The 18515-nt window shown below is 32.7% G+C and carries 15 protein-coding genes and 1 tRNA gene; 10 read left to right on the forward strand and 6 right to left on the reverse strand.

Annotation, left to right across the window (positions count from 1 at the left end; translation table 11 throughout):
* The first annotated feature begins 9 nt into the window (after positions 1–9).
* Positions 10–1269, forward strand: a complete 1260-nt coding sequence (rodA, locus tag QWY90_RS12230; RefSeq protein WP_290286235.1) for a rod shape-determining protein RodA — start codon at positions 10–12, stop codon at positions 1267–1269.
* Between the two features lie 73 nt (positions 1270–1342).
* Here rodA and QWY90_RS12235 read toward each other — a convergent pair whose 3' ends face one another.
* Positions 1343–3643: a carboxy terminal-processing peptidase gene (locus QWY90_RS12235; RefSeq protein ID WP_290286236.1), complete on the reverse strand. Its 2301-nt coding sequence runs from the start codon at positions 3641–3643 to the stop codon at positions 1343–1345.
* 206 nt (positions 3644–3849) lie between these two features.
* On the opposite strand from QWY90_RS12235, the gene surE reads away from it, so the two are divergent.
* From surE to QWY90_RS12255, 4 genes are read left to right on the forward strand one after another with little or no spacing between them, the layout of a single operon-like run.
* A complete protein-coding gene (gene surE, locus QWY90_RS12240; protein WP_290286237.1) occupies positions 3850–4620 on the forward strand; it encodes a 5'/3'-nucleotidase SurE in 771 nt (256 codons plus the stop codon).
* Between the two features lie 4 nt (positions 4621–4624).
* Positions 4625–5737, forward strand: a complete 1113-nt coding sequence (gene lpxB, locus QWY90_RS12245) for a lipid-A-disaccharide synthase (RefSeq protein WP_290286238.1) — start codon at positions 4625–4627, stop codon at positions 5735–5737.
* Between the two features lie 46 nt (positions 5738–5783).
* Positions 5784–6434: a C40 family peptidase gene (locus QWY90_RS12250; RefSeq protein WP_290286239.1), complete on the forward strand. Its 651-nt coding sequence runs from the start codon at positions 5784–5786 to the stop codon at positions 6432–6434.
* 39 nt (positions 6435–6473) lie between these two features.
* Complete coding sequence (locus QWY90_RS12255; protein WP_290286240.1) at positions 6474–8504, forward strand: ComEC/Rec2 family competence protein; 2031 nt, start codon at positions 6474–6476, stop codon at positions 8502–8504.
* Positions 8505–8515: 11 nt separating this feature from the next.
* On the opposite strand, the gene QWY90_RS12260 is transcribed toward QWY90_RS12255, so the two are convergent.
* From QWY90_RS12260 to QWY90_RS12280, 5 genes are all read right to left on the reverse strand, one after another.
* Positions 8516–8983, reverse strand: a complete 468-nt coding sequence (locus QWY90_RS12260; RefSeq protein ID WP_290286241.1) for a thioredoxin family protein — start codon at positions 8981–8983, stop codon at positions 8516–8518.
* A gap of 53 nt (positions 8984–9036) precedes the next feature.
* Complete coding sequence (locus tag QWY90_RS12265; RefSeq protein ID WP_290286242.1) at positions 9037–10842, reverse strand: peptide MFS transporter; 1806 nt, start codon at positions 10840–10842, stop codon at positions 9037–9039.
* 10 nt (positions 10843–10852) lie between these two features.
* Positions 10853–12364, reverse strand: coding sequence for a peptide MFS transporter (locus QWY90_RS12270; protein ID WP_290286243.1), 1512 nt, complete (start codon positions 12362–12364; stop codon positions 10853–10855).
* A gap of 74 nt (positions 12365–12438) precedes the next feature.
* Positions 12439–14115 carry a peptide MFS transporter gene (locus QWY90_RS12275; protein WP_290286244.1) on the reverse strand — a complete coding sequence of 559 codons (1677 nt, stop codon included), beginning with the start codon at positions 14113–14115 and terminating at the stop codon, positions 12439–12441.
* 195 nt (positions 14116–14310) lie between these two features.
* A tRNA-Phe gene (locus QWY90_RS12280) sits at positions 14311–14383 on the reverse strand.
* A 97-nt stretch (positions 14384–14480) separates the two neighbouring features.
* Between QWY90_RS12280 and QWY90_RS12285 the strand changes: the two genes are divergently transcribed.
* The 5 genes from QWY90_RS12285 to QWY90_RS12305 are packed head-to-tail and all read left to right on the forward strand — an operon-like array spanning position 14481 to position 18514.
* Entirely contained in the window at positions 14481–15212 is a 732-nt protein-coding gene (locus QWY90_RS12285; RefSeq protein WP_290286245.1) for a type III pantothenate kinase, read from the forward strand.
* Positions 15205–16476, forward strand: a complete 1272-nt coding sequence (gene bamG / locus QWY90_RS12290; RefSeq protein WP_290286246.1) for a BamG family beta-barrel-assembly machinery protein — start codon at positions 15205–15207, stop codon at positions 16474–16476. Before QWY90_RS12285 ends, bamG begins: the two co-directional genes overlap by 8 nt.
* 12 nt (positions 16477–16488) lie before the next feature.
* The gene (locus QWY90_RS12295; protein WP_290286248.1) at positions 16489–17760 is read left to right on the forward strand and encodes a tetratricopeptide repeat protein; all 1272 of its coding nucleotides are present in this window, start codon (positions 16489–16491) and stop codon (positions 17758–17760) included.
* On the forward strand, positions 17760–18311 hold the full coding sequence (gene lptC, locus QWY90_RS12300; protein ID WP_290286249.1) for an LPS export ABC transporter periplasmic protein LptC: 552 nt from the start codon (positions 17760–17762) through the stop codon (positions 18309–18311). The genes QWY90_RS12295 and lptC overlap by 1 nt, the downstream gene beginning before the upstream one ends.
* 5 nt (positions 18312–18316) lie before the next feature.
* Entirely contained in the window at positions 18317–18514 is a 198-nt protein-coding gene (locus QWY90_RS12305; RefSeq protein ID WP_290286250.1) for a hypothetical protein, read from the forward strand.
* Position 18515 lies beyond the last annotated feature (1 nt).

The raw sequence follows: 18515 nt of genomic DNA on the forward strand, positions 1-18515 counted from the left end.
TTCTAAAAAATGAAAAATCAAAGTGTAACCAATAATCTAGACTGGATGAGTATAGCCATCTTCGCCATATTAGTAATTATGGGTTGGCTTAATATTTATTCCTCATCCTTATCTTCGATAGAACAAGAAACCTCGATCTTTGATTTTACCCAAATTTATGGTAAACAGTTTATGTTTATCCTACTTACTATTCCATTAATATTTGTAGTATTGTCTGTTGACGGCAAGTTTTACGAAAAATTTTCTAGTGTAATATATGTCATCGGATTACTTTCTTTAGCAGGTTTATATGTATTTGGAAAAACAATAAAAGGTCAAGCTAACTGGTATTCTTTTGGCTCCTTTGGTATACAACCGTCCGAATTTGTAAAAGCCGCAACTGCTCTGGCTTTAGCTAAATATCTGAGTGATGTTCAAGTAAATTTAAAAGATTTAAATCGGCAGATTCAAGCCTTAGGAATACTCTTCCTACCTATATTATTAATTGTTCCTCATGATCCGGGGAGTGCCATAATTTTTTGTGTGTTTATTTTGGTTTTATATAGAGAAGGTTTGCCTTCTTGGTACGTTTGGACAGGGTTTATCGCCTTAATTTTATTTGTATTAGCTTTGATAATAAAACCATTACTATTAACTGGAATAGCTTTAGTTGTAATACTTTTTATCTATTATAGAAGTAGAATTATAAACAGAAATTGGATATTAAGCGCCTTAATATTTATAATGATTGGCGGCTTTGTTTTTTCAGTAGACTATGTCTTTGTAAATGTTTTTAAACAACATCATAGGGACAGGTTTAATATTCTTTTAGGTAAAGAAGTCGATATGAAAGGCATTGGTTATAACACTAATCAATCAGAAATCGCCATTGGTTCTGGTGGTTGGTTTGGTAAAGGCTATCTAGAAGGCACTCAAACAAAAGGTGGTTTTGTGCCAGAACAACACACTGATTATATTTTCACAACGGTTGGTGAAGAATGGGGATTTATTGGTTGTCTTTTTGTAATTGCCCTCTTCCTTTGTTTAATCATGCGAATTATTTATTTAGCAGAAAGGCAAAAAACAAAGTTTAGCCGAGTCTATGGCTATTGTGTTGCAGGTGTATTGTTTATTCACTTTTTTGTAAATATAGCCATGGTGGCAGGTATATTCCCAACCATTGGAGTTCCCCTCCCATTCTTTTCTTATGGTGGTTCCGGACTTTGGGGTTTTACTATTTTACTTTTTATATTTCTAAAAATGGATGCCAACAAAGTGAATGAGTGGTAATTTGCATTACAATTTTTATATAAAAAAAGCGTCCAGATTAAATCTGGACGCTTTTTTTATGGATTATTTATAATTATGATTTCACCAATTTATCTTTTTTAACTTTAGTTGTCAATCCTTTATTATTCTCTGATTGTAAATCATTTAGAATATGAATGGCTTCTTCGATGTAAATATCTTTAGACAAACTTTCATGCCATCTGTCGCGTTTTTCTTTTAAAACTGAGTCTTTATTCATTTCATCGACCTCATAAGGAAGTGACTTAAATTGGAATGCATTTTTATAGTCAACAATTGGTTTGTACTTTTTGTTTTTCTCATCCAATGCTTTTTGTTCTGCTTTGAATTTATCAATGTTTAGACTATAGTTGTTTTCTTTATTACGTTCGTCAAGCCATTTTGCATTGTCATCAATTAAGTTCAATTGAGCGTTGTTGCTCATTCTTTCTTTACTTTTCGCAATAGCTAAATCAAAGTTATTTTGTTTGTCCCAAACTTTATAATCAGCTGCATCAATTTTATCCCATGGCATCGCATTGTCAATATCTTTTTCACCCATTTTTAGATATGCATATCTATCCGGAATAGCAACATCACTTTTCACTCCTTCTAACTGAGTAGAGCCACCATTAATTCTGTAGAATTTTTGAGTAGTAGTTTTCAAGGCACCCAAATCGCCATAAGTACTTCCGCGAACAAACTGATTTAAATCGATTACGTTTTGTACAGTTCCTTTTCCGTAAGACTGCTTGCTTCCAATGATTACACCACGTTTGTAGTCTTGAATTGCTGCTGCTAAAATCTCGGAAGCCGAAGCTGAAAATTCATTTATCATAACTACAAGTGGTCCATCCCATTGCACTTTTGCATCTCTGTCAAACAAGACTTCTTTTTTTCCTGCCGCCGATTTAATCTGAACAATTGGTCCTTGATCTATAAATAATCCCGCAATATCAACAACCGTTTTCAAAGAACCTCCTCCATTATCTCTAACATCCATTACAATTCCTTGGACTCCCTCTTTTTTTAATCGCTCTACTTCTATCGCAACATCTTTTCCTGCATCACGACTATTTTGGTCTTCAAAATCGATGTAGAATTTAGGTAAATAAATGATTCCGTATTTAAAACCATCTTTCTCTACTACACTTGATTTTACATAGGTTTCTTCAATTTCAACTTGATCACGAATAATAGTAATTACTTTTATAGAACCATCTGTTTTCTTAACTGTTAAACGAACTTCTGTTCCTTTTGGTCCTTTTATCTTTTTAACAACATCATCTAATCTCATTCCAACAACATCAACTGGCTCAGCGTCTGCTTGAGCAACTTTTAAAACAATATCACCCGATTCTAGTTGCTTTCCTCTCCAAGCTGGACCACCAGAAATTAATTCTGTTATTTCAGTAAAATCATTTTTCTTTTGCAAACGAGCACCAATTCCTTCTAATTTTCCACTCATACTCACATCAAATTTCTCTTTTTCGCTTGCGCCAAAATAAGAAGTATGTGGGTCAAAACGAGAAGCAATAGCATTTACATAAATAGAAAACCAATCCTCTCTGTCTAAATCTTTAATAAAATTAAAATTGTCATTTAAAGAGTTAAGCGTACTTTCTCTAGTTTCTTTTTCAAGTTGCTCATAGGTTTTTGGAGCTTGATTTTTCTTTTTTTCAACGTCTGCAATAAATTTTTTTTCTGATTCTTCTGTGAGGTTTTCGCCTTGACTTTCTCTAAAAATTTTTAGCTTTTCTTCTAAAGTTTTGTTTTTGTCTTTAGCTAGATCCTCTTCTAATTTTTGTTTTTCAACCAAGGAAGACAAAGTAGAAAGTTTTACCTGCAAACGCCATCTTTCTTTTAGTTCTTGTGCATTTTTACAAAATGGCAATTTCTCATAATCAGTATTAATGGATTCCATTTTTTTGTAATCAAATGGTTTATCTAAAGCCAATTTATAATAGCTTTTACATTCTTCCATTCTTTTCATTAGTCGAGTGTAAGTCAAATCAAAAAAAGTTAAATCTTTACTATTGATTTCGTCGTCAATTTGAGTTTCATATTTGGCAAATTCATCAATATCAGATTGCAAAAAGAAACGTTTTGACGGATCTAATGCATTTAAAAAATCTTTATAAACACCTTTTGAAAAAGTGTCGTCTATTTTAGCTGGATTGTAATGCCCTTTTTCGATAACAAACGTTAATAATTCTATTAACATTTTGTCTTTCTCGGGATCGGAAGATTTCTCTTGTGGTATAAAACTTCTAATTGCTTTTTCTATTGGTACAAAACTTAAAAATGCCAAAGACAAAGCACCAATTACCATAAGTATTTTGTAGTTCCTTTTCATAAATTGAATTATTTTATTCATTAATTATTGGTCTAAAGTAAACAAAAAACAATATCATGTATTTCTTGTCTAGATAATTTTTTGTTAAAATCGATAAAGTGTGTGACACGTAATATTCAACATTTTTCAAAGTTATAAAAATGTGACTGTTTAAAACCTTAAAAATAGTTAATTTTGCCAACAAATCCGACACACAAAAACTGTGCTAATTACTTAATTTAAAAAAAATGATTTCCAAGCCAACCATTTTAATTACCAATGATGACGGTATCAATGCACCAGGAATTCGTGCTTTAATTTCAGTTATGGCAGAAATTGGCGAAGTAATCGTTGTCGCGCCAGATAGTCCGCAAAGCGCCATGGGACACGCCATTACCATTAACAGTACATTATATTTGAATAAAATTTCTGCCGAAAATGCAGCTATTACAGAATATAGTTGTTCAGGAACACCTGTTGATTGTGTAAAATTGGCAGTAAACGAAATCTTGAAAAAGAAACCAGATTTATGCGTGTCAGGCGTCAATCATGGTTCAAATTCTTCGATAAATGTTATTTATTCAGGAACTATGAGTGCTGCTGTTGAAGCCGGTATTGAAGGAATTCCTGCTATTGGTTTCTCTTTATTGGATTATGATTGGAATGCCGATTTTGAACAAATAAAACCTTTCATCAAAAAAATTGCTTTAGAAGTTTTAGCAAAAAAACTAGCGGAAGGAACCGTTTTGAATGTCAATTTTCCCAAACTTAAAACAAACGAAATTAAAGGAATTAAAATTTGCCGTCAAGCGAAAGCCATTTGGATGGAAAAATTTGACAAACGACAAACACCTTATGGTAAAAATTATTATTGGTTAACAGGCGAATTTGTAAACCAAGACAAAGGCGAAGATACTGATGAATGGGCATTAGCAAACGGGTATATTTCTATAGTTCCAGTGCAGTTTGACTTAACTGCTCATCATGCAATTGCTCAATTAAATACTTGGAATTTATAAGACTATGAAATACTATATCATTGCCGGAGAAGCTTCGGGCGATTTGCACGGTTCCAATTTAATGAAAGCGCTTTATAAAGAAGACGCTTCAGCAGATATCAGATTTTGGGGTGGCGATTTGATGCAAAATGTTGGTGGAACTCTAGTAAAACATTACCGTGAACTATCGTTTATGGGTTTTGCAGAAGTAGCGATGAACCTGAAAACCATTCTCAACAACATTAAAATTTGTAAAGCCGACATTGAAAAATTCAATCCCGATGTGATTATTTTTATTGATTATCCGGGTTTTAATATGCGTATTGCCAAATGGGCAAAACTTAGAGGCATCAAAACTCATTATTATATTGCTCCTCAAATATGGGCATGGAAAGAAAATCGTATCAAAGCTGTAAAAAGAGACTTTGACAAACTGTTTGTCATCCTTCCTTTTGAAAAAGATTTTTTTGAAATGAAGCATCATTTCCCAGTTGAGTTTGTTGGACATCCGCTAATTGATGCTATTCACAATCGAGTAAAAACGGATGAAGTTTTATTTCGGAAAGTTCATAATTTGGACGAAAGACCAATTATCGCAATTCTTCCAGGAAGTCGAAAGCAAGAAATCTCGAAAATGTTAAGTGTTATGTTGAGCATAGTAACTGATTTTCCGGATTATCAATTTGTAATTGCTGGTGCACCAAGTCAGGAATATCATTTTTACGAACAATTTTTGACTACTAAAAACGTGAAATTTATCTCGAATAAAACCTATGATTTGTTGAGTATTGCGACTGCTGCATTGGTTACATCAGGAACAGCTACTTTAGAAACTGCTTTATTTAAAGTACCCGAAGTCGTTTGCTATAAAGGAAGCTGGGCTTCGTATCAAATTGCAAAAAGGATTATTACTTTAAAGTATATTTCACTAGTGAATTTGATTATGGATGAAGAAGTGGTTACGGAACTTATTCAGGATAAATTCAACTCTAAAAATGTAAAGACAGCCCTTTCTAAATTATTGGATGAAAAACACAGAAAAGCGTTGTTGAAAAAATATGACGACTTAGAATCTAAACTTGGAGGTATTGGTGCCAGCGAAAAAACTGCTAAATTAATCCTAAATGATTTAAAGTGATTTTTTTTTCGACTTCAAATTTTTATCTTCGCAAAAATTATTTTTATTGAAACATTCACTATTTATACTATCAATTCTTATGCTGTTTACGGCTTGTAAACCTACATCAAATATCATAACTTCAAAAGATGTTGCTGTAAAAAAAGGAATTTATACCGAACCCGTTTTAGCAAAAAATAGTACTGTCAAAAAGAAAAATGTCAAACGAGATTTGGCAGCTAAAAAAGTACTTCCAACTTTAAATCAAAAACAAAATTTAAAAATAAATGACAAAAACGAATCAGATATTGTTATTTCAAAAGAAGATTCGAATTATTTGATAGAACAATTAATTAATAGCGCTTCTGATAATTTAGGTGTAAATTATCGTGCAGGCGGAACAACTCCAGCTGGTTTTGATTGTTCTGGTTTGATGTATTCCACTTTCAAAAAATTTGACATTACACTTCCCCGTTCTTCTCATGAAATGGCAGAAGTAGGAATGCAAATTGACCCGGAAAAAGCCAAAAGAGGCGACCTGATTTTCTTTATCAATCGAGGGCAAAAAAGGATAAATCATGTGGGAATGATAGTTGAAGTTAATGGTGATGAAATTAAATTTATCCATTCTTCTACCCAAGGTGGTGTTATGATTTCGTCTTTAAAAGAATCATACTACGAAAGAACTTTTAAACAAATCAACAGAGTTTTAGAATAATTTTCTTGCAGGAATTAAATTTTTATGTAATTTTATTATGTGAAAATCTTACAATTCCCTTTAGCGAGAATTTTTATCGGATTTCTATTTGGAATACTTTTGTGTCGGATAGTAAGTCCAAATTCGGTATTTGTGTTTTGTAGTTTAGCAATAAGTATACTTATTTTATTTATTTCTTCCTTATACAGTCAAAAAAATAGTTTAATCAAAATCCTTTTCGGAAGTATTGTTTTTCTAGTAGCTTTTCTTATCGGAATTTCAACTAGATTAATCCATAAAGAAAACTTAAATCCGTATCATTATACCAATCAGATTACCGATTATGAAAAGGTTCATAATCTAGATTTGCTATTGGTTGAAAAACTAAAAAGTACTACAAAAAACAATCGGTATATAAGTTTAGTCAAACAACTTGATGGTGGAAGGAGTTTTGGAAAAGTTATTTTAAACATTACTAAAAAAGATAAAATTAAGTTTCTGAAAATTGGGACTCATTTAAAGGTAATCGGAATTGTATTTAAAAATAAAAATCCATTAAATCCGAACTTGTTTGATTATGGCAAGTATCTTGAAAATCAAGAAATATACGCTCAAGTTTATTCAAAACCAAATCAAATCAAAATTAGAAATTACGAGTCGAGTTTGTGGTCAGGTTTTTCAAATTTTAGAGAAACTATTATTTCTAATTTAGAACATTCTGCTATTTCAAAAGAAGAATTAAATGTGCTAAACGCTCTGATTCTTGGGCAACAACAAGACATTTCTCACGAAGTTTTAAAAGATTATCAGTATGCAGGAGCTGTTCATGTTTTATCAGTTTCAGGATTGCACGTTGGCTTTATTTTGCTGTTTATTACTTTTTTACTAAAACCAATTGGCAACTCGAGAAAAGGTTCTCTGTTGAAATTAATTATCATTGTTTTGTCGCTTTGGTCGTTTGCCATTTTAGCTGGTTTATCGCCTTCAATTGTGCGTTCCGTAACCATGTTTTCTTTTCTTGCGATTGGAATTCATTTAAGAAGAACGGTTAACATTTACCATACTCTGCTGGTTTCAATGTTGTTGATTTTACTTTTTAAACCCTCATTTTTGTTTGATGTCGGGTTTCAATTGAGCTATCTGGCTTTGTTTTTTATCCTTTGGCTACAGCCTGTTTTGTCTGGTATTTGGCAACCAAACAATAAAATCATTAAGTATTTCTGGGACATTATCACTGTCTCTTTCGCCGCTCAAATAGGCGCAATGCCATTAAGTATTTATTATTTTCATCAATTTCCGGGATTGTTTTTTGTGACCAACTTACTCATTCTTCCTCTGCTCGGAATAATTATGGCCGTTGGGGTTCTCGTTGTATTAATTGCCACATTTCATACTGTTCCTGAATTTATTGCAAAATCAATTGAGTTTCTTATTACTTTCCTGAATCTTCTAATTCATTGGGTAGCATCTTTTGATGCTTTTGTTTTAAAAAATATTTCGTTTACTTCAGTAATGTTATGGAGTTCCTATTTGGTAATTATCTTAATCGTTATTTGGATTAAAAGACCAACTTTCAAACGCCTTTCATTAATGTTTATTTGCATTCTGTTTCTGCAAGTTACTTTTATTATTCAAAAGAAGAGCACTCAAAATAACGAAGAGTTAATCATTTTTAACTGCAAGAAGAACACTATCATAACCGAAAGAATTGGCAATAACGTGACGGTTTACAGCAACGATAGTATTCAAAAAAAACTTACTTCTAATATGATTATTCAATCCTATTTAATTGGAAATTTTTGTAAAGCTACAGCAAAAAAACCGTTGCAAAATTTACTATATTTTAACCATCAGAAAATATTAATCATTGATAGTTTATGTGTGTATAGAAAAGAAATTCATCCTGATATTTTAGTAATTATTCAATCTCCTAAACTGAATATACAACGGTTACTTAAAACATACAAGCCCAAACAAATTGTTGTTGATGGCTCAAACTACAAAAGTTACGTTAGGCTTTGGGAAGCAACTTGTATCAAAGAAAAAATCCCTTTTCACTATACTAATGAAAAGGGATTTTATAAGATTTAATCTAATTGAAATTAGGATTTCTTGTTTGCCAAGATTTGATCTGCAGCAGCTAACCAGGCATTTGGCCCACCAGCAAGATAACCTGTGCTTCCTATTTTTTCAAGATTAATTTTTCCGTCTTTTTTACTTGCCTTCACAAACCAAACTGTTGGATAACCTTGAACTGCAAAAGTTTGTTGCAATTCAGCATTTTGCTTTTGAATTTCAGGCTGTTGTGGAGTTCTTCTTGGAAAATCAAGTTCAACAAGTACCACATTATCTTTTGCCCATTTAGTAAATTCCGGAGTTTGAAATACTTCTTTTTGCAAACGCATACACCATCCGCACCAATCGCTTCCTGTGAAAAACAAAAACAAAGGTTTTTTTGATTTTTTTGAAATCTCCATGGCTTTGTTCATATCAGTTTGCCATGTTAACTCTTGCGCTTGTATGGTTAACGAACCCAAGATTAGAAATAAAGTAATTGCTATTTTTTTCATCGTTTTAAATTTTTTTTTCAAATATAACAAAAAGAATGCCAAATAAACTTCACCTATCTGACACCATGCATTAATTTTTTTATAATAGGTGCCATTAGTATTGAAAAAAGTGCCATTGCTGCAGAAATTATTGTCAAAAACCAAAAGAAATAGCTCAATCCGTGTTCGTCAGCGATCTTGTCTATGTTTTCTCCAAAAATTCCGGCTGCTTTCATTCCGATGGCCACTGCCAAATACCATACACCAAACATAAAGGCAATCATTCTCGCAGGCACTAATTTGCTAACATAAGATAAGCCAACTGGCGAAATACATAATTCGCCCATGGTATGAAAAAGATAAACTAAAATTAGCCAAATCATACTTACTGATGCAGTTTTAGCTCCTGGTTCGATTCCGCTTGCGCCAATTGCAACGCATGCCATTCCCAATCCTAAAAAAAGCATCCCTATTCCGTATTTTACATTGGCAATTGGATTGTATTTACTTTCCCACCATTTTGAAAATAAAGGCGCTAATAAGATTAGAAACAGAGAATTTAAAGTCGAAAACCAAGTAGCTGGAACTTCAGTAATTGTATTTAGAACTTTCTTAATTTTTAATAAATCAAGTGTGCTGTCTGAAAGTGATATAACTCCGGCGCTGTAATAATCTTTTAGTAGCATCCAAATAGCGATGCTCCAGATAATAACAAAACTTAAGCTTAGAATGATATTAGCGACAGCATAATTTTTGAATGTTTGCCTGAACATCTTCAACATTAACCATGTAATAATGAATAATGGTAAAATCGTAATTAAAGAATTAATAATTAAAAATATTGTACTCCAACCTCCTTCCAAAACTCTATTGGTATAATCTTTAGCGAATATGGTCAAACTATTTGGTGATTGCTCAAATATGGCCCAAAAGAATATAGCCAGAAACGCGAAAAAAGTAACCGCCATTAATTTTTCACGAGTAATTTTTGAGTACTGGGTAAGTCGATAAATTAATAAAATAATAAATAGGATTAAAGCTGTCAAAATTGCTATTGCATTTCCGTTGCTACCTAAAATTGCAAAGACATCAATTTTCCCTTCAGAAATTTTTGAAACAGGAGCGTTTATTATCCAAAGCAATCCTAAAATAACGGAAATCCCAATAAGAATAAGCTGCCAAGCTGTAAATGGATTTCTTTTATCATTATCCGAAGCTTCAAGTTTTGCTTTACTTTCTTTGTTGGGTTTTAATCCAATATCTCCGAAAATACTTTGAGACAACCAAAATTGAATCATTCCAAAAAACATAAATATTCCAGCCAAACCGAAACCATAACCCCAACCTACTTTTTCTCCAAGATAACCACACAATAATATTCCGAAAAAAGCTCCGGCATTAACACCCATGTAAAACAATGTGTAAGCACCGTCTTTTTTCTCAGGTCTATCTTTATACATTTCAGAGATTATAGAAACCATATTGGGTTTAAAAAATCCATTTCCAAAAACTAATAATACCAATCCTAAATAAATAGAAAAATGCGTTTCAACCGCCATAGCAGCGTGACCTAATGTCATTAAAAAAGCACCGAGCATTACTGCCCATCTGAAACCAATAACTTTATCGGCAAAATAACCTCCAAGCATCGTTGATAAATAAACGAGGCCAACATAAGACCCAAATAAAGCTGAAGCGTTTTCTCTGGTCCATGCCCAACCACCATCAGTTAAAGTTGATGTTAAAAAAAGTATCAATAAAGAACGCATTCCGTAGAATGAAAACCGTTCCCACATTTCTGTAAAAAACAAAACAAATAAACCTGCAGGATGTCCTAAGACGTTACTTTTAAAAAACTGATCTGTTGAATTTTTACTCATATAAATTGATTTATTTTACACCTTGCATTAGTTTTTTTACCAAAGGAGAAATCAGTAAAAGAACTAATCCTGCTACCAATGCGTAAATCGCTAATTGTTTGTATCCATCAGCATATACTGTAAGTTTATCCAGATTGGTTGCATGTTCTGATGCTTCGGCGATGTTTGCTCCTAATAAACCTGCAAAATACTGACCATAGGCACTAGCCAAAAACCACATTCCCATAATGACTGCCTGCGTTTTTTGTGGCGATAATTTTGTCATGGCGCTCATTCCTATTGGCGATAAACATAATTCACCGAAAGTGATGATGAACCAGCCAAAAGTGAATAATCCTAATGAAGTTCTTCCATTTAAATCCGCAAAAAACTTAGTGTAATAAAATACCCAAAAACCAGCGGCAAGAAATAAGAATGCCAGTCCAAATTTAATAACGGTATTAGGCTCTATCTTTCTTTTAGCCATCCACAACCAAACCAATCCAACTAAAGCAGCAAAACCTATCACAAAGAATGAATTAGCGGAATTGTTAACACCATTCGGACTTAACTGTATTCCAAGAATTTCGTTATTCAAATTATTTGCAGCAAATAAACTTAGTGAGCCACCGCTCTGTTCAAAAAAAGCCCAGAAGAAAATAGAGAAAATTATAAATACTAATGCAGCTAATAATTTTTTATTTTCTTTTGAAGAGAAATTCCTCATTTCATAAAACAAATACAGTATTGATGCCGGGCCAATTATCATCATAAAATAATCGGTATAAACCGTATTGGCAACCATTACAATAATCACCGGAATAATTAAAAGCGATCCCAAATAAGTAACTATTTCTAGTTGTTTTCTTTTAGAATCAACTATATTTTTAAGAGGCGATAATCCAATTGTGCCAAGGCTTTTTTGTGTTTGCGTAAAGGTCAAAAGACTAACTATCATTACAACGGCTGCAAATCCGAATCCAACATTCCAACGAAGATTTTCAGGTACCAATGATTGCCATAAAGAACCTTCAGCCACTGCAATACAAATATAGCCACCGATAAGGGCACCTAGATTTACACCCATATAAAAGAAAGAAAAACCAGCATCCCTTCTTGGATCATCTTCTTTGTACAATTGTCCAACCATTGATGAAATATTGGGCTTAAAAAAACCAGTTCCCACGATGGTAAATCCTATCCCAATAAAAAAGAAATTCTTTGGGTCGATAGCCAGAATTATACTTCCAATAATCATTAGTATTCCGCCCCAAAAAAGTGATTTTCTCAAGCCTAAAATTTTATCAGCAAATAATCCTCCAATGAAGGTAAAAGCGTAAACCCAAGCTTGAGTAGCACCGTATTGAAGATTAGCTGTTTTTTCGTCCATTACCAAAACGTTAACCATAAAAACGGCTAACATGCCACGCATGCCATAAAAACAAAAGCGTTCCCACATTTCGCTGAAAAATAAATACCATAGTTGCTTTGGATATTTTCCTTTAAAATTTTGAATTTGCTCTAAAGTCAGATTTTGTTCCATAAAGTGTATAAATTAAAAAACCTCCAAGAAATATTGGAGGTTTGAAAGATATAAAAATATTTTCTATTATGAGATTATCTCACACCATGCATCATCTTTTTTAATACTGGTGTTAATGCAAAAAGAATTATAGCTGCAAGTCCGGTTAAAACAACGAATACCATAAAGAATTCGAATAAATTATGAATTTCAAAACCAGCAAAAACGGGATTATGATCAGTGATTTGATTGTCTGCCAGTAATTTTAATTGCTCTGCTGTAGGAGTAATTTTTTTGTCAAGAACACCTTGTAAATCAATCCCTAATTCTTTGGCTTTGTTAAATTTGTCTCCCGTTGCCGGTAAGATAGAACCTAAAGTTCCGGCTAAAGCATAACCGGAAGCATTGGATAAAAAGAATACACCATATAATAAAGATGAAAATCTTTTTGGAGATAACTTTCCAACCAATGATAATCCGATTGGTGACAAACATAACTCTGCTGCGGTTTGAATCAAATATAAAAGGATTAACCATTTGATAGCTAAAAGTCCATTATTACCTAAATCTTTTACATTGTGTGCAATAATAAAATAACTCAGTGCAATTAATGCTAAACCAACAGCTTGTTTTACTGGTGATATTGGCTCTCTGTCTTTGCTTCTCAAATAATCCCAAAGCATACTAAACGGAACTGCAAAAGCAACAACAAATAATCCATTGAAAATTTGCACCATTGATGGAGGCATATTATAACCAAAGAAGTTTCTGTCGCACTGATTGTCTGCAATAAACGTTAATGATGAACCTGCTTGCTCAAAGGCAGCCCAAAAGAATATGATAAAGAAGGCTACAATATATATAACAAAAATTCTATCACGCTCTACTTTTGTTAAGGAAGAATCCGAAACAATTAACCCTGCCAACGTAATTCCACTTGAGTAGATTACAGTATATATCCAGTTTTGATCTACTACATAATGGAAAATAGCTCCTAAAACAAAAAACGAAACAACAGCACCAATCAATGCTTTTTGAGAGAAAACAGCTTTTTGAGATTCGCCTTCTTCATAGTCATCACTTACATTATGCTTTGGCAAACCACCTAATGGTCTTCCTTCCGGAGTAATTACATATTTGTTTTTTAGGAAATAGAAAACTGCTGTTCCAACTAACATTGCCGTTGATGCAGCTAAGAATCCCCATTTGAAAGCATGAATATCTCTGATGCCATCTGCTGTTTTTACGTCTCCAACAATTGGACAAATTAATTGTCCCAAAAAAGCACCAAGGTTTATTCCCATATAAAAAATAGTGAACGCTGTATCCAATTTGCTTTTCTCTTGTTTTGGATACAAACTTCCCACCATTGATGAAATATTTGGTTTAAAAAAACCATTTCCAAAAATGATTATTCCCAATGCTATCCACATTAAAGTATTGGCCAAACTAATGTTTGAACCAAAAATACTAGCGCTGAAAAACAGCAATAATTGTCCTAGTGCCATCATCAAACCACCTAACAGAATACAATTTCTATTACCGAAAAAACGGTCGGAAATGAATCCGCCTAACATTGGTGTTAAGTAACAAAGTCCTAGAAAACCTCCGTAGATTAAAGAAGCATCTTCTTCTTTCATCATTAGAGAATTTACAAGGAACAACGTTAAGATAGCTCGCATTCCGTAGAAGTTGAACCTTTCCCACATTTCTGTTCCAAATAATACCCAAAGTCCTTTTGGATGTCCAGTTTTTACAGCTGTTTTACTCATATTTTATTTTTTAGTTTGGTTTTGTTTAGTTTAATTTTATTTATAAAAACTGTCAATTTTAGTGAAAAAATTACAATTAACAGTACTTTTTTGTGTTAAATGCAATTTTGAAAAATTCCTTATTGGGGAAGAAGATTGGAAATTAGATTTTTACAAACAAAAAACCCATCAACTTTTCAGTGATGGGTTTTGAAGTGGTACCTCCAGGAATCGAACCAGGGACACATGGATTTTCAGTCCATTGCTCTACCAACTGAGCTAAGGTACCTTTTTAATGCGGGTGCAAATATAGGATGATTTTTAATTTATCCAAAACAAATACTAAAAAAAAACTATTCGTAACTTTGGACACCAAAAATAGTGTTATGCTTTTAACCATTGATGTTGGAAATACTCGAATCAAAGCGGCTGTCTTTGAACAAAATAGGCTTATTGAAATTTTTGTTTTTAGCAATGAAGAACTAATACAGAAGACAAATTATATTCTGAATCAGTATCAAAAAGTCAAAAATTTAGTTGTTGCATCAGTAGGAAATGTAGAAAAAGATTTGTTTTTATCTTTAAAAGACAAGGTTGAAATTCATTTTATAACTCACGAAAGTAGATTCCCTTTTACCAATTTATATAGCACTCCTACTACACTTGGTATTGACAGAATGGTTTTGGCTTCTGGAGCTGTTATTCAATTTCCAAATCAAAATAGATTAGTTATTGATTTAGGAACTTGTATAACCTATGATTTTATAGATGAAAAAGATAATTATTTGGGTGGCGCTATTTCTCCCGGAATTCGTTTGCGTTATGAATCATTGCATCAACAAACAGCTAAATTACCTTTGTTAACAAAAAACCATCCAGATAATTTTATTGGAAATTCTACACAAGAAGCTATCCATTCTGGTGTAATCAACGGAGTTGCTCTTGAAATTGACGGCTTTATTAAACTATACAAATCGCAATACGCTAAATTTATCATAATTTTAACCGGAGGCGATGCAGAATTTTTGGCTATACGATTAAAAAATACCATATTTGCCAATTCAAATTTTCTTTTAGAAAGTCTGAACCAAACATTTCAATACAATCAAAATGATTAAAAAAATTATAGTAAGCATCTGTTTACTTTTTTCACTGGCAATTTTTGCTCAAGAAGGAACCTCATCCCCTTATTCTTTTTACGGAATTGGCGATATAAAATTTAAAGGGACTATAGAAAATCGTTCTATGGGAAGCCTTTCGGTTTTTCCGGATAGTATACACCTAAATATTCAAAACCCCGCTCAATTTGCAAGTTTAAAATTGACGAGTTTTGCTCTTGGAGGCACCTATGCTAACACAAAATCTAAAACAGAAACGCAAGAAGCTAAAGCAAGACGAACTTCATTAGATTACATGGCTATTGGAATTCCAGTTGGAAAATTAGGCATTGGTTTTGGACTTATTCCTTATTCTTCTGTGGGATATAAAATTGGAAAAACTACCTATATTACCAATACCAACAATGACACTATACGAAGTATTTATTCAAAATATAACGGTATTGGAGGTGTAAATAAAGTCTTCTTAGGTTTTGGATACCGTCTTACCAAAAATATAAATATTGGAGCAGACCTTCAATATAATTTTGGAACTATTGAAACTAAAGATTTACAATATCAAACTGATTTACAATATGGTTCCAGAGAGAATAACGTTTCTGATTTACGGGGCGTTAATTTTGATTTAGGCATAACCTACCAAACAAAAGTAAACGCAAAACAATCTTTCTTTGGTAGTTTAACCTACACGCCAGAAGCCACTTTGACAGTTGGAAATACAAGGAATGTTGAAATTGTTCAACTTTTAAGTACCAGTGCAGTTACCGTTATTGAAAGACAAAATGTACCTGTAGCAGATACCAAAATAAAACTACCTTCGAAACTTAGTTTTGGTGCTGGTTTTGGCGAAGTGAAAAAATGGTTAGTTGGAGGCGAAGTGACTCTTTTAAACAACAGTGTGATGTCTAATCGTTTTAACGATATACAAGGTGCTACCTTTGAAAATGCTGTTCGCTATAGTTTAGGTGGATTTTTCATTCCAAATTATAATTCTTACGCCAAGTACTATAAGAGAATTGTTTATCGTGGTGGATTGCGTTATGAAAATACCGGATTAGTCCTTCAAAATAAATCTATTAATGATTTTGCTGCTAACATTGGTTTTGGAATGCCATTAAGCGGTACATTTACTAACATTAATATTGGACTTGAAATTGGTAAAAGAGGCACAAAATATTATAACTTAGTAGAAGAAAATTACATTAACTTGAGCATTGGTTTATCTTTAAGCGATAAGTGGTTTGTAAAACGTAAATTCGACTAAAACTAAAAATTTATGAAGGCAATTATTTTCATATTTGGCATTTTGTTTATTACAAATAGCAATGCTCAAAAGTTTGATTGCGCTTCAAAAATAATAGAATACCAAGAACTCTTTAAAGCAAAGAAAATTACAGAATCTTTCGATGCTTGGAGTGATGTTAGAAAAAATTGCCCAAAAGAAAACGAAGCTATTTATACGAATGGACTTCAAATTCTGCAATACAAAATTGACAATGCAGCTTCGCCCGAAGAAAAAGAAAAACTGGTTCGCGATGTCCTGAAATTGTATGACCAATACAACAAAAACTTTCCTTTAAACACACCAGATTTCGAAGTAAATAAAGCAATGGTATTGATTGCTAATAAAATTGACTCCAAAGACGAAATCTTCAATCTATTAGATAGCGGGTTTGCCAAAGCTTCACAAAATATCATCGATGCCAACGCTATCTTTACGTATTTTAGTATGTATTGTGAAAAATTTAATAGCGGCGACAAGAAAATAACGGCCAATGCTGTTTTAGAAAAATACTCATTAGTTAATTCCTTACTTAATCAATTACAAACATCAAAACCCGAAAACAGAGATTATAAAACGGCACAAAACGCCATTGATAACTTGATAAAAGATTTGGCAACCTGTGAAAATCTAGACGCTTTTTACTCAAAAAATTATCCCGACAATCAAGAAAATACCGATTGGATTACTTCTGCTTTAATGAGCCTTTCAGGAAAATGCAGTAACAAACCAATTTTTATGACCTTGGCTGAAAAACTATATGCACTTAAAGTTACAGCACAATCTGCAAACTTCTTGGCGTTGGGAAATCTTAAACAAAGAAAATTTACTGAAGCAATTAAGTTTTATAATGAATCGGCGGAATTACAAACAAATTCTTTAGAAAAAGCCAAAATATATTACACCCTTGCTACTGGTTTATTGGCAAACGATTTACCAAAATCAAAAGAATACCTAAACAAAGCTTTAACTTCCGATTCAAAAATGGGGAAAGCCTATTTATTCTTGGCACAACTTTACAGCAATAGCGCTAACGACTGTGGCAAAACTGATTTTGAAAAAAAAGCAGTTTATTATTTGGCAATTCAAACGGCACAAAAAGCTGGAATTGCTGAACCAAGATTAAAACCAACCGCAGATAAAATGGCAAAAGATTTCGAGGCGAAATCGGTAACAACAGCCGAAATTTCTAAAGCAAAAATGAATGGGATATCGCTAACCATTGGTTGTTGGATTAATGAAACCATTACTTTTCCAGCAAAATAATGACGTATTTAATTAGAAATAGCGCCTCATTTATTCTATCAATCCTTTTTTGTTTTATTGTAATTGGATGTGAAAGTAACTTTCGTGATGTTCAAAAAATGGGTTTTGCCGAATTTTCACCAAGTGGTGATGCTGATGATATTAATTTAAAATACACCGATTCGGGGAGAATAACAGCCAATTTGATAAGTCCAAAAATGTTAGATTATGCCACAGTAGAATTCCCGTTTACCGAATTCCCAAAAGGCATTCATTTGACGTTATTTGATAAAAACGGAAAGCAAACCTATATTGATGCCAAGTATGCGGTATCTCATAAAGACACCAATCTTATAGATTTACAGGACAATGTGAAAATCTCCAATCAAAATGGCGAATTGCTTGAAACAGAGCAATTATATTACGACCAAAAAAACGAATGGTTTTTTACCGAAAAAAAGTTTAAATTTACTTCACCAAAAGGAGTTTCTTATGGCGAAGGAATTGATTTTAGCAAAGATTTCAAAAAAGTTAACTCACAAAAAATATCTGGAGAAGTCCAGTCAGAATAACCACTATGAACTATTTAAGATTTACACAATACGCGTATTTAATTGCAGGTTTTATATTTGCCTTTGACGCCTATCAGAAATTTGAAGCCGGCGAAACAAACAAAGCCTATATCAGTATCGCATTCACCGCTGTTGGTATTTTCATGTTTTTCTTCAGAAGAAGGTTTGCCAAAAAGTTTGACGACCACAACAAAAAACTTTAAT

It is taken from the genome of Flavobacterium paronense (assembly GCF_030409795.1).
GTDB lineage: Bacteria > Bacteroidota > Bacteroidia > Flavobacteriales > Flavobacteriaceae > Flavobacterium > Flavobacterium paronense.

Excerpts from the sequence above, each read along its gene's own strand:
- rodA (WP_290286235.1), top strand. The coding sequence starts at position 10 with ATGAAAAATCAAAGTGTAACCAATAATCTAGACTGGATGAGTATAGCC.
- QWY90_RS12235 (WP_290286236.1), bottom strand. The coding sequence starts at position 3,643 with ATGAATAAAATAATTCAATTTATGAAAAGGAACTACAAAATACTTATG.
- surE (WP_290286237.1), top strand. The coding sequence starts at position 3,850 with ATGATTTCCAAGCCAACCATTTTAATTACCAATGATGACGGTATCAAT.
- lpxB (WP_290286238.1), top strand. The coding sequence starts at position 4,625 with ATGAAATACTATATCATTGCCGGAGAAGCTTCGGGCGATTTGCACGGT.
- QWY90_RS12260 (WP_290286241.1), bottom strand. The coding sequence starts at position 8,983 with ATGAAAAAAATAGCAATTACTTTATTTCTAATCTTGGGTTCGTTAACC.
- QWY90_RS12265 (WP_290286242.1), bottom strand. The coding sequence starts at position 10,842 with ATGAGTAAAAATTCAACAGATCAGTTTTTTAAAAGTAACGTCTTAGGA.
- QWY90_RS12270 (WP_290286243.1), bottom strand. The coding sequence starts at position 12,364 with ATGGAACAAAATCTGACTTTAGAGCAAATTCAAAATTTTAAAGGAAAA.
- QWY90_RS12275 (WP_290286244.1), bottom strand. The coding sequence starts at position 14,115 with ATGAGTAAAACAGCTGTAAAAACTGGACATCCAAAAGGACTTTGGGTA.
- QWY90_RS12285 (WP_290286245.1), top strand. The coding sequence starts at position 14,481 with ATGCTTTTAACCATTGATGTTGGAAATACTCGAATCAAAGCGGCTGTC.
- bamG (WP_290286246.1), top strand. The coding sequence starts at position 15,205 with ATGATTAAAAAAATTATAGTAAGCATCTGTTTACTTTTTTCACTGGCA.
- QWY90_RS12295 (WP_290286248.1), top strand. The coding sequence starts at position 16,489 with ATGAAGGCAATTATTTTCATATTTGGCATTTTGTTTATTACAAATAGC.
- lptC (WP_290286249.1), top strand. The coding sequence starts at position 17,760 with ATGACGTATTTAATTAGAAATAGCGCCTCATTTATTCTATCAATCCTT.
- QWY90_RS12305 (WP_290286250.1), top strand. The coding sequence starts at position 18,317 with ATGAACTATTTAAGATTTACACAATACGCGTATTTAATTGCAGGTTTT.